Here is an 11532-nt window from a genome sequence, read left to right as displayed (position 1 = left end):
ATTCCCAAATGCGTTTAACCGCTATGGGATAGAGAGGTGCGTAGTTCACCCAAGGAGAATTAATCTCTCAAAGTAAAAGCGAAGGGAATTTCTGCAATGAAATTCAGTCTGTCTATATTTGACTATACTTTTACCAACTATCATGCTAAGTAGGTGGGGACAATTAAAGTTAACGGTGGGGATCGTCATTCGTCATTCGTCATTCGTCATTTGTCATTTGTAAAGGTTTGAGGCTTGTTAACATAACTTAATAGGGTTGAGTTCATTTGCACCAACCTACTTACACCCAACACCCGACACCCAACACCCGACACCCCACACCCGACACCCCACACCTAAGACGCTATGACAATGCGATCGCGTCCTCCAGCAATTGCCGAATTCAGGGCTATCTGAGCCGCTTGTAGCACTTCCTTTGCCGTCTTACCATGTTCAGCAAAACTGGCTATCCCGGCAGAAATGGTCAGAGAACCCAGGGATTGACCCCGATAGTCTAAGCTGAGTTGCTCAATCCTCTGTCGCAGTTGTTCGGCGCGTCGTTGGGTGACGGCTAACGCGGCTTCTGGTAAGAGGAGGAGAAATTGTTGACCACCATAACGACAAGCAATATCAGACGCCCGAACTTGGCTGGGTAATAAAAACCCAATCTCGCGCAACAGCAAATCAGCTACAGATTTGCCAAATCGCTGATTTAACTGTTCCATCTCATCAATTTCCAATAAGATTACCCCGATAGGCTTGGGTTGACGTTGAGACTTGCGGATTTCTCGTTCAAAGCATTCTTCCAGGTAACGTCGGTTATAAAGTTTCGTCAGCGGATCTCGAAACGTCTGAGTTTTCAGCGTTTCTCGCAGTTTTAAGTTAGCTAATGCCAAGCCAATATGCTTCGCCACCTTCTCTGCTGACTGTCGAGTTTGGGCAATTCGCCCCCGTTGGAGTGAACTGACAGACAACAAACCCACGGTGTCTCCATGGGCAATCATGGGAACACAAAAGGTTTCCACGGCGGGAGAATTAGCGCGAATATGCTGGCAGTTTAAACAATACTGGGTGTCATCCACCAAATTAGCCTGTCCGCGTCGTAATGCTAGGCATTCGTGGGGCGAAAAGACCGAATCGCTCGTCAACGGGACAGAACCCCACGTCGCGATCGCCTCCAGTAAGTTTTTTGAGGAGTTCATGACAAAAATCGCGCCAATTTCATCAGGAAAGAGGTGTTGGACTAAGGGTTCAATGGTTTTACATGCCTCTTCCACCGAATAACTGGATTGAAGTGAATCAATCAATTGTTCGAGTACAGGGGTATTTAATTGACTTTGCATGCTTACCTGCGGTTTTCAATGGTGAGAGATTATGGTGATGCCCCTGATATTGGTTCTTCCATACTGGCATTGTTATTTGTCATTCGTCATTTGTCATTTGTCATTTGTCCTTGGTCATTCGTCCTACTCGCGCAAGCGAGAAGCAAGCTACGTAAAGTCGGGGCGGGTGTAGGGTGCGTTCCCGTTCGCGAAGCGTTCCCGTTCGCGAAGCGTTCCCGAAGGGTAGGGTAGGGTAGGGTAGGGTAGCGTAACGCACCATTTCAAACGATAGGGTGTAGGGTGCGTTAGCAAAGCGTAACGCACCATTTCAAACTGTGGGGTGGGGACATTCCCATCTCCCCTATCTTCCCCATCTTCCCTATCTCCCAGACTTTCCACCGGAACGTCTCTACAACCCCATCTCCCTCAAAAAATTGCTGCTTCTAGCTTCGATAGTGCCTCTTCTAGATAGTCATTGACAATTTGCAGATCGAACTCATCCGCCGCCTCGATTTCAGCTTTGGCTCGTTCTAGGCGTCGCGCGATCGCGTCCTCACTATCCTTACCCCTCCCCCGAATGCGCTGTTCGAGTTCCGCCATATTGGGGGGCAGAATAAAGATACGCAAGGCGGTGGTAAAGGTTTGTTGAATTTGCCTTGCTCCCTCCAGTTCAATTTCTAAAAGGACAGACTCACCCCGTTGAATATGCTGTTCTACGGGTTTGCGGGGTGTACCATAATAATTTCCCGCATACTCTGCCCATTCCAATAACTCATTGGCGCTGACCATCTCCTGAAACGTATCCTGGCTGACAAAATAATAATGTTGTCCCTCCACTTCACCAGGGCGGGGTTGACGGGTGGTGGTGGAAATCGATAGGTACAGTTGCGGATGTCTAGTCAAGAGTAAACGGACTAACGTTCCTTTCCCCACGCCACTTGGACCCGTTATTACAATAAGTCTGCCTGGTTTGATCATCGGTTACTTGTCGAGTTAATTGGTACTGGTTGCTCCCTCTTTGCCAATGACAAAGCGATGAGCAACCGTTTCTGGCTGAATCGCTGATAAAATGACATGGCTAGAATCGGTAATAATGACAGCTCGAGTGCGCCGCCCATACGTTGCATCAACCAGTTGTCCGCGATCGCGAGCATCTGTAATGATACGCTTAATCGGGGCAGACTCTGGAGAAACGATTGCCACGACACGGTTTGCCGAAACAATGTTACCAAAACCGATATTGATCAGTTGAATGTCCATGAAAAATTAACGGCAAAAGCCGCTTGAGGAGCGATTACGAGGGATTTGATTTCAATGTTATCTACAAAAATTTAGGCTTACAAGGTTAAATCACACAGAAAACCTGACTTTTCGGGTTGACGCTAAAAAAAGAGTAGATTTGCTTGCCATAAATGCGGCTTACTTGTCATCGGCTATTAAGTAGATAGTCAGACGACAACGGACACCAATTTATACCAGACACCGTTACACCCCATCACGAAGACATGCAACAGGTTGACTTTACGACCTTGACAGCCGCTTGTGCAGAGTTACAAGCTGGTTGGATACCAGGACGACTGGAAAAGGTTTATCAGCGCGATCGCTATACTATTGCTCTATGCTTACGAACGCTTCAGGGTAGAGGATGGCTGACGCTGGCTTGGCATCCCCAAGCGGCACGAATTTGCTTGGCTGATCCGCCGCCTCGCCTACCGGATACGTTTACATTTAGTGACCAACTGCGACATCAGTTAAATGGGTTGGCGCTAGTCGGGATTCAGTTCATTGCTCCTTGGGAGCGGGTGTTAGACTTGCCATTTGCCCGACGCCCCGGAGATCCGATTCTCTGGCATCTGTATGTGGAAATTATGGGTAAATATAGTAACGTTATTCTGACAGATGATAAAAATATCATTGTCACCGCCGCCCATCAGGTTAGCTCCCAACAATCGAGCGTCCGTCCGATTCAAACTGGTCAGCCTTACGAACATCCGCCAGCATTGTTGGGGGATTTACCCAATTTAAGTGAGTCCCAAGAGCGTTGGCAAGAACGAGTTAGCTTAGTTCCCGGAGCGTTAAAACGGCAATTACTCAAGAGTTATCGGGGATTAAGTCCAGCCTTGGTGCGTTCCATGCTTCAAACGGCTGATTTAGATCCCAACCAATCCACAGACACGTTAAAGACAGAAGATTGGCAACGGCTGTTTCAGCGCTGGCAAGAATGGCTATGGGCGTTGGAGAATTGGGGCGCAGAGGTGCTGGGGAGCAGAGGTGCAGAGGCGTCAGGGCGTCAAGTTGTAGGGGCGGGTTTTACGGATAACGTTTTGGAGAAAACTGATAACTTAACTAAACCCGCCCTTGTTGGGGAAGCTGGGGGAGAATTTTCCCAATCCCCAATCCCCAATCCCAAATCCCCTCCATTACAACCGGGTTGGACAGAGGATGGATATAATGTGCTGGGTTGGGGTGTGATTAAACCTGCTCCAAATGTCCAGGTTTTACTGCATCATTACTATACTGACCAACTGAATCAACAAGAGTTTAGCCGACTCCGTAACCAACTGACTCAGAAAGTCAACAATTTTTTAGTGCGATCGCGCTCCAAGGCGTTAGGCTTTGAACAACGGTTACAGCAATCGGAACAGGCGGATGAGTATCGTCAACAGGCTGACTTATTGATGGCACATCTGCAAGATTGGCAACCGGGAATGAACCAGATAACGGTTCTGGATTTTGAAACCAATCAACCGTTGACGATTTCCCTCGATCCCGACAAAAATGCTGTGCAAAACGCTCAAGCCCTCTATAAACGTCATCAAAAGCTGAAACGGGCGCGTCTGGCGGTTGTACCGTTACTGCAAGAGGTGCAAGGGGAAGTTGAGTATTTGGAACAGGTTGAGGCGTCTTTAATTCAGATTGATCGCTACACCACGCCGGAAGATTTGCAGGCGTTACAGGAAATCCGCGAGGAGTTGATTGGGCAAGGGTATTTGGATGTTCGAGATCAACGCCGCCAGGATGGGACAGAAGCCTCTGAACCGTACCGATACCGCACGCCCAGTGGGTTTGAATTGTTAATTGGTCGTAACAATCGCCAAAATGACCAGCTCACGTTTCGCACGGCTGGGGATTATGACTTGTGGTTTCATACCCAAGAGATTGCTGGGAGTCATGTTTTATTACGGTTAGATCCGGGGGCTGTTGCGGATGAGGCGGATCTCCAGTTTGCGGCTGACTTAGCTGCTCATTATAGTCGAGGTCGTCAGAGTGATGTGGTGCCTGTGGTGTATACTGAGCCGAAGTATGTTTATAAGCCCAAGGGCGCTAAACCGGGAATGGCGATTTACAAGCGAGAACGGATATTGTGGGGGCGTCCTCAACAGGCTGAACACTATCGAACGGCAGATATCTCTGGTTAAAAATGTAAAGTTTGATAAAAAACGTATTCTCTGTTACGATAAAAACATGAAGAAATCTTAAGCTGTGCGCTTGGGAACGGGCAGCAGATTTTCTCCAAGAACAACAACGACATCTGTAGCACAAGAAAGACCATCTGTCAAGTTGATGGTCTTTTTCAGTTATTGGTCATTGGTCATTGGTCATTGGTCATTCGTCATTGGTCATTGGTCATTGGTCATTGGTCATTGGTCATTGGTCATTGGTCATTGGTCATTGGTCATTGGTCATTCGTCATTGGTCATTGGTCATTGGTCATTCGTCATTGGTCATTGGTCATTGGTCATTCGTCCTTCGTCTGATATACCGTAGGGTGGGTTGAGCGAAGTCGAAACCCACCAGCCTTAATTCAGCGCCAAGAAGAGGGCGGGTTTCGTTGTCTGGTTTAAAGTGTGTCTGTTCATTGAATCCCTAAACCCGCCCCTACGGGATCTCGGTTAACGATAGTGCCATTTGGTAAAGGTGGCGTCGCGGCAGATTAGTGAGGTGAGATAATTGACGGGCGGCTTGCGATCGCGAAAGTCCTTGGTTAATCAGTTGGCTGAGTTCCGCTTTGAGGGCGGCTTCAGAGAGGACAGGGGTTTCAGGGGGTGCGCCTGCGAGGACAAGAGTAAATTCGCCTTTGGGTTCGTGGTCAGTGTAATATGCGATCGCGTCTTCAATTGTGCCTCGCCAGAATTGTTCGTGTAATTTGGTTAACTCCCGCGCGAGGACGATTTGACGGGAGGGACTAAAGATAGTGGCGAAATCTTCCAGGGTTTGCTGGAGGCGGTAGGGTGATTCGTAAAAAATTAAGGTTCTCGATTCAGCCGCTAACACCTCTAATCGTTGTTGGCGTTCTTGTCCACTAGCAGGTAAAAAGCCTTCAAACACAAATCGATCTGTGGGGAGTCCAGAGGCGCTGAGGGCGGTAATTCCCGCCGTAGCACCGGGGATGGGGATCACTGTAATTCCAGCTTCTATTGCCCCCTGGACGAGTTCATAACCGGGGTCAGATATACTCGGCATTCCCGCATCAGTAACCAGGGCGATGGTTTTTCCCGCCGTTAACCGATTTAGCAATTCAGGTAGACGCTGCTGGCGATTGTGCTGGTGGTAACTGATTTGGTTGGTTTTAATTTGAAAATGCTGCAACAGTTTTCCCGTATGGCGGGTATCTTCGGCGGCGATAAGATCAACAGTTTGTAAGATGCGTACCGCCCGAAAGGTCATATCTTCTAGGTTGCCAATTGGCGTCCCGACAACATACAGTGTCCCCATTTGTCTAATTTGATACCTGCTGACCTTGTTACTCTAGCTTGTTTTAGCGTGGGATTCTCATCTCTTCAGACTTACGCCAATTTTAATGATAATGTCCTCACCGTCTACAACCCAGGACAAGGCATAATAGCAGTAGAGTTTATCTCTCAACCTTCTTTAGTCCATAGCTAAGGAATCTGATTATGCATATAGCAACAGAAAATTCAATCCGATCACTTTCAACGTTACTCTCAAATAAGAGCGACAACCTTGTTAACGGTTTAGCTACAGCCAAGCTAGCATTAGAACAGTTGTCTAAATCCGGCACAGAGCAATTCTCTAGAGAGGAAATCAGAGATGACTTGATCAAGCTTGTAGAGACTTCGGAGCATATAAAGTCAACTGATAATTTAGCCGAAAAGACGAAATTTTTATTTCCTGAGTATAAACCTCTCTCTAAACACCTCAGAACTAAATACAGTGATTTATTGCCCAGCAGAGTTGTCAACAAACTGGAAGCCGAGGAAAAATATATGGAGGGATTTAAAGAACTGCTCATTACTCAGGACTATATGCTTCAGGCTTTTTCTGACGAAAATCCAGTCGATAAAGCTGAAAAGCTTTACACGGGAATGGTTAATTTGTCAAACCTATTAGAACAGTACATTTCCTTCTTTCCTGATCAGTTGATTGAGAACATCAAAACGATAGCACTCGAATTTCTGGCAGATCCAACCCTTCAGCCTGAGCAACCAGGTCTTTCCCCAGAAGTCGCCAATTATCTCACCGCTATTAAGCATACCTCAAGAGGTTTACTCTGGCAGCTTGAGAATTACCAAAAGCATAAAAAAAACACAGTTGGAGAGTTATTAAATTGGCTTGACAGCGCACCAACCTGGAAGGGAGATGATTTGGATGAGTGTTTGGAATATGTCAATATAACGAGGAAGTAGTCAGGTAAAATTATTGTGTATCTGTTAGACACAAATCACTGTAGCTTTGTGTTTGCTCAGAGAGATGCTCAGGTTATTCAAAAACTAGAGTCACTGATTGTAGACACTGAAATATCTATAAATACAATCATCTATGGCGAACTAATGACAATGGTAGAGAAGTCTCAAAGAAGACAAGAAAATCTAGCTTTGCTTGATGAATTTGTAAAACGATTAAATATTTATCCCATAGATCAAGAAACATCTAGGATTTATGGTAGGTTTTATGCTGATATATTTAATAAATTTGCCCCGAAAGATAAGGCAAAGCGCAGAAAGTATGACATCAAGGATGCAGGTGTGCGAATTAACGATTTATGGATAGCCTGCACAGCCATACAACATAATTTGATCATTGTTTCAGAAGATAGGGATTTCAGAGTGATGAATCAAGTCAGAAATCTGAAACTAGAATGCTGGAAAGCGAATGTATCCTGATAAACACTGTAGAGGCGCACATCAGTGCGCCCGATTTAATAACGTGCGCCCGATTTAACAGTAAAATCCATCCCATTATTTTAGCTTTGCTGCGGAACGTCTAATGTATCAGATAATAGGGTACGGCAGTGCCGTACCCCTACCACATCCCAGGGATAATTTATTCGGTAGGGTCACGATATTATCGTACCCTAATCTTGTTGACCATAAACTACGTTTGAGCAAATTGCCAGCGCGTGATATTGCCGTCTTTACGGCTAATTAAAACGCCAAACCATTCTAAGCGTTCTAAGTTTTCAGCAATTGCTTTTTTCTTTCGCTGTCCACCTTTAAATTGAGCCGCGATTTGTTCAACTGTCCATTCCCCACTATTAGAAAGTAATAAATCACGAATGGCGGCGAGTTGGTCTTTGGGTTTCTTGGGTAAGGGTTTTTGAACGGCTGGGGTAACGGTTACAGCTTCGGGTTCTATGACACCAGGAATTACCTGTTGGGTTCTCACTTCATCGGGGGCTTGGTATTCTGGACGTAACCAGCGAATTAACCCGTTGCGTTCTTCTTCGGCGCGTTCGGCGTTGAGGGCGACTAATCGTTCTAAAATTTCTTCATCGCTAATATCATGATGCCATCCGTAGGCATCTAAAACGGCGATATCGAGTTCACCGTGGATTTGTTTGAGGGTGGAAACTAAGGCTTTATTGTTGTAATCTCGGTCTTTATCGGTGAAGGGTTGACCTGCGCGGAGTTTTTCTAGTAGGTTATACATTCCGGTGATGGTGACATCGGGATGTTGGGCTTGGACTTGCTTGCGATGGGTGTCTAATTTTTCGCCAAGTTCGCGGATTTTTTGTTTTTGTTCGGGGGTGGGATTAGGGAAGGGAAAGGGGTCGAAGCAAACAGTATTATTATAACGCGGTGTGTTGCCTCCTAAATCACTACCTCCTGCTAATGCCCAGGTAATATGAATTCGACTAGAAAGAATGCCAAGGAAATATACATCATTGAGAAAAACAACTATAACTTCACTCTCTGGCAGAACACTTTTAGAACTAAGAGTAAAATATCTATATTTTGCTGTTCTCGGTGTGATGATGTATTCCCCTAGATCTCTAACACCATTACGCATAATGGCATTAGTTCGTCTATACTTCCACCATTCACGGCGTAATCTTGGGTCATTGTTTATATTACGAATTGGTTTGACTTTATCTAGTAGCCATTGATAAGTTTTCTGATATTGTGAACATAACTCTTCCTCAGATAGATGATTGACATCTATGACATATTTTTCTTCAGGGGTTTGAACTAAATCTCTACCTGTAATAAACGGATGTATAACCTCTTGTTCAAGCAAGGCTTTTTCTTGTTGAGAAATAATAAACCATTTACTACCTAGCTCAAATCCTTTTGAGGTAAGTTCAGTATTACTTTTTAAAGGTTTAGCTTTAGTAACATCTATGCCTGATTTAAGATTACTGAAAATTTGAGCAACATCTCGAAATTCTACTTTAATTAGCTCGGCTTTATCTTCTGGTGTTTCTCCTTCGCTCTCAGTAGCCACAAGACCTATTTTAGAAATTGTTACAAGCTTTTTAGGCTCATTTCGCTCAACTCCAGTCATCGCAATTGTGACCGCAGCCCCTCCATCCACCCAAGGGTGATCCGGAATCGCAAAAATCAGCCGAATAGATTTCTTTTGCTTAACGTTAAAATCAATAACTTTTCGCTGACGAACCTGGCGAATACTATTCGTCGTAATTAACCCAAATCGCTGCACCTGACCCGCCCGAACTAACTCAGCCGCCTTGTGCCACCAATACATGACAAAATCCACCGTATCCGGCACATCTTTATAAACCTTGCGTAAGGTTTCCGCATAGCCATCCCCCAACACTTCCCGCATTTTGGCATTGCCAATAAACGGAGGATTGGAAACAATATAATCTGCCGCTTGCCACTCAGCCGGACGAGGATTAATATAACGATAAATCTGAATTTGATCCGTTGGGTCGGGTACATCTTCCCCTGTAACCGGATGCTTCATCATCCGCCCGCCCCAACGAGTACGCGGCTGCTTTGTTTCTGGGTCAATATCCGGTTCTTTGCCATCATAAGCCAACACCGCATCTCGATATTCAATATTCTCAAACTTCTGTAAAATCGGTTCTGGCGGTGCGGCTGTACCAAAGCGCTTGAAGTGCCATTGTAGATACCCAATCCAGATTACCAGTTCCGCGATCGCAGCCGCCCGGGGATTGATCTCAATACCCAGAAACTGAGAGGGATTCACTTGTTCAAGTTCAAGCTGTACCCGTCCAATCACATCCTCAAATCGTTGCACCACTTCCGCTTCTAAACTTTTGAGTAAATCCAGGGTGACATAGAGGAAATTCCCTGATCCACAAGCGGGATCAAGGATGCGAATGGTTCGCAATTCTATTAAAAATGCCTGAATTTCTGCGGCGGCTTTCTTCTTCTGGGCGGCGCTTGGTTCGTCTTGTCCCTCTTTGAGTTCTAAAATGCGTTTGAGTTCCGGTTCAACGTCCAACTCCCAACGCTGTCGCAACGGTTCCAGAACCACCGGACGCACCAACCGTTCCACATAGGATCGAGGTGTATAATGCGCCCCTAAACGACTGCGTTCTTTCGGATCTAATGCCCGTTCTAATAATGTGCCAAAAATGGCGGGTTCAACTTGACTCCAATCTTTCTCCGCTGCTTGTAGTAATACCTCTAACTGGTCTTTCGGCAAATCAAACGCTGTGGCATTTTCAAAGAAACTACCATTAAATTTGAGAATCGTCTCAAACCCAAACTGACCCCCAGTATTCATAATCTGCCAGAGGTTTTCAATTTCCGGTTTAAATGTAGCGGGGTTGGGAATCCAACGTTCCCTTAACGCATGGGTAAATACCTCTCCTTTCAATAACTTCACATCTTCAGCAAACATCGTAAAGATGCAGCGCATCAGAAAATTAGACACCGCCTGAGGCGGATGCTTTTGAGCTTCTAATCCCTTCGCCAGCTTTGCCAAATCATCAGCTACTTCCCGCGTTACTCTTGCTCGATATTTCTCTGGGTTCAGTTGCTGCGGGTCAGTAAAAATCGTCACAAAACGGTCAAAGACATCCGATTTTAGCAAATCCCTTAACTCGATTCGCTCTCTCGCTCCATAACCGCCATAATCCCCACTAAACCCCGTCCATACCTCAAAGTGAGACCCAATATCACAAGTGATTAAAAACGGTGGTTTTGACGGCAAAAATGGTGTATAAGACCGCGCTTGGAAAAATGCCTTTTCCATCGCCTTGCGATAGGCTTCTGTCCCCCGCTTCGCTGTTCCCTTCCCGGCGGTTGTTCCACCCTGCTTTGCTTCAATTAAAAAATGCTCCGCTTTGTAGAAATCAGCAAACCGAGTGGTAATATCACGATCAGCGTGGAAAAACTTTATTTCTTTATCAAAACAGTACGGATCACCAGGGACATTTCCTTTCGGCGGCGGACTAGCCACGCCTAATGCTGTGCATAAATCCTGGAAAAAGGCTTGATAGTTGGCTCTCTCATTCCCCTGAGAACCCAACCACTTATCTAGAAAGGCTTGAGTGCGATCGCGATCGGATGAGCGCATTTCACCGAATAGGGTATGCTTGTCTGTATTAATATTAATTGTAACCAACCAGACAGCCCAATGTTATTTAAGAGGCAAATTAGAATTGAAGTAAAGGGCGACCCGAGCAATTTAAATGGACACAGTTGTTGATTTGTGCAAGCGGGTCACCCCTACATGAGAATTAACACGAAGCTTATATTTAAATTTTGGGGGGAGGGCGCACGTCGGTCATTGGTGTCAACTTAAGCCACATTACCCACGATAGGATACTGGGTGTGGGGTATGGGGTGTGGGGTGTGGGGTGTGGGGGGGGAGCGAGCAATTTTGCCTCACTAGGTATTAAAGTTTCCTGTTTGGAAAAAACATTGTGGATGAATAGGTGAGGTGAATGGTGATAGGTGTTAGGTTTTTTAGCCGACAACAGACACCCTACACCCGACCCCCTACACCCTTGCTCAACCGAGCTTTTCACCTTAAGTTGACACCAATGCACGTC

At 45.8% G+C, this 11532-nt stretch carries 9 protein-coding genes; 4 read left to right on the top strand and 5 right to left on the bottom strand.

Annotated features, from left to right (window positions below; translation table 11 throughout):
• Positions 1–335: 335 nt before the first annotated feature.
• The 3 genes from RIG66_RS13645 to remA all read right to left on the bottom strand — a co-directional run bounded on the left by RIG66_RS13645 (position 336) and on the right by remA (position 2561).
• A complete protein-coding gene (locus RIG66_RS13645; RefSeq protein WP_446378808.1) occupies positions 336–1322 on the bottom strand; it encodes a GGDEF domain-containing protein in 987 nt (328 codons plus the stop codon).
• A gap of 405 nt (positions 1323–1727) precedes the next feature.
• Complete coding sequence (gene gmk, locus RIG66_RS13640; protein WP_446378806.1) at positions 1728–2279, bottom strand: guanylate kinase; 552 nt, start codon at positions 2277–2279, stop codon at positions 1728–1730.
• A gap of 15 nt (positions 2280–2294) precedes the next feature.
• Positions 2295–2561: an extracellular matrix/biofilm regulator RemA gene (gene remA / locus RIG66_RS13635; RefSeq protein ID WP_446378804.1), complete on the bottom strand. Its 267-nt coding sequence runs from the start codon at positions 2559–2561 to the stop codon at positions 2295–2297.
• 245 nt (positions 2562–2806) lie between these two features.
• Here remA and RIG66_RS13630 point away from each other — a divergent pair, with 245 nt between their 5' ends.
• Both RIG66_RS13630 and RIG66_RS13625 read left to right on the top strand, forming a co-directional pair.
• The gene (locus tag RIG66_RS13630; protein ID WP_446378802.1) at positions 2807–4720 is read left to right on the top strand and encodes an Rqc2 family fibronectin-binding protein; all 1914 of its coding nucleotides are present in this window, start codon (positions 2807–2809) and stop codon (positions 4718–4720) included.
• Between the two features lie 145 nt (positions 4721–4865).
• Positions 4866–5069: a hypothetical protein gene (locus tag RIG66_RS13625; RefSeq protein WP_446378800.1), complete on the top strand. Its 204-nt coding sequence runs from the start codon at positions 4866–4868 to the stop codon at positions 5067–5069.
• Between the two features lie 111 nt (positions 5070–5180).
• Here the strand turns inward: RIG66_RS13625 and rsmI are convergent, their stop codons facing one another.
• Positions 5181–6017 carry a 16S rRNA (cytidine(1402)-2'-O)-methyltransferase gene (gene rsmI, locus RIG66_RS13620; RefSeq protein ID WP_446378798.1) on the bottom strand — a complete coding sequence of 279 codons (837 nt, stop codon included), beginning with the start codon at positions 6015–6017 and terminating at the stop codon, positions 5181–5183.
• 182 nt (positions 6018–6199) lie between these two features.
• On the opposite strand from rsmI, the gene RIG66_RS13615 reads away from it, so the two are divergent.
• Positions 6200–6949, top strand: coding sequence for a hypothetical protein (locus RIG66_RS13615; RefSeq protein WP_446378797.1), 750 nt, complete (start codon positions 6200–6202; stop codon positions 6947–6949).
• Positions 6950–6964: 15 nt separating this feature from the next.
• The gene (locus RIG66_RS13610; protein WP_446378795.1) at positions 6965–7426 is read left to right on the top strand and encodes a type II toxin-antitoxin system VapC family toxin; all 462 of its coding nucleotides are present in this window, start codon (positions 6965–6967) and stop codon (positions 7424–7426) included.
• 211 nt (positions 7427–7637) lie between these two features.
• Here RIG66_RS13610 and RIG66_RS13605 read toward each other — a convergent pair whose 3' ends face one another.
• Positions 7638–11102 (bottom strand): DNA methyltransferase, encoded by a 3465-nt coding sequence (locus RIG66_RS13605; protein ID WP_446378793.1) that lies wholly within the window; start codon positions 11100–11102, stop codon positions 7638–7640.
• Positions 11103–11532 lie beyond the last annotated feature (430 nt).

It is taken from the genome of Coleofasciculus sp. E2-BRE-01, from assembly GCF_040221695.1.
In the GTDB taxonomy this organism is placed as follows: domain Bacteria; phylum Cyanobacteriota; class Cyanobacteriia; order Cyanobacteriales; family Coleofasciculaceae; genus Coleofasciculus.
This window is presented reverse-complemented; position numbering and strand designations above follow the sequence as displayed.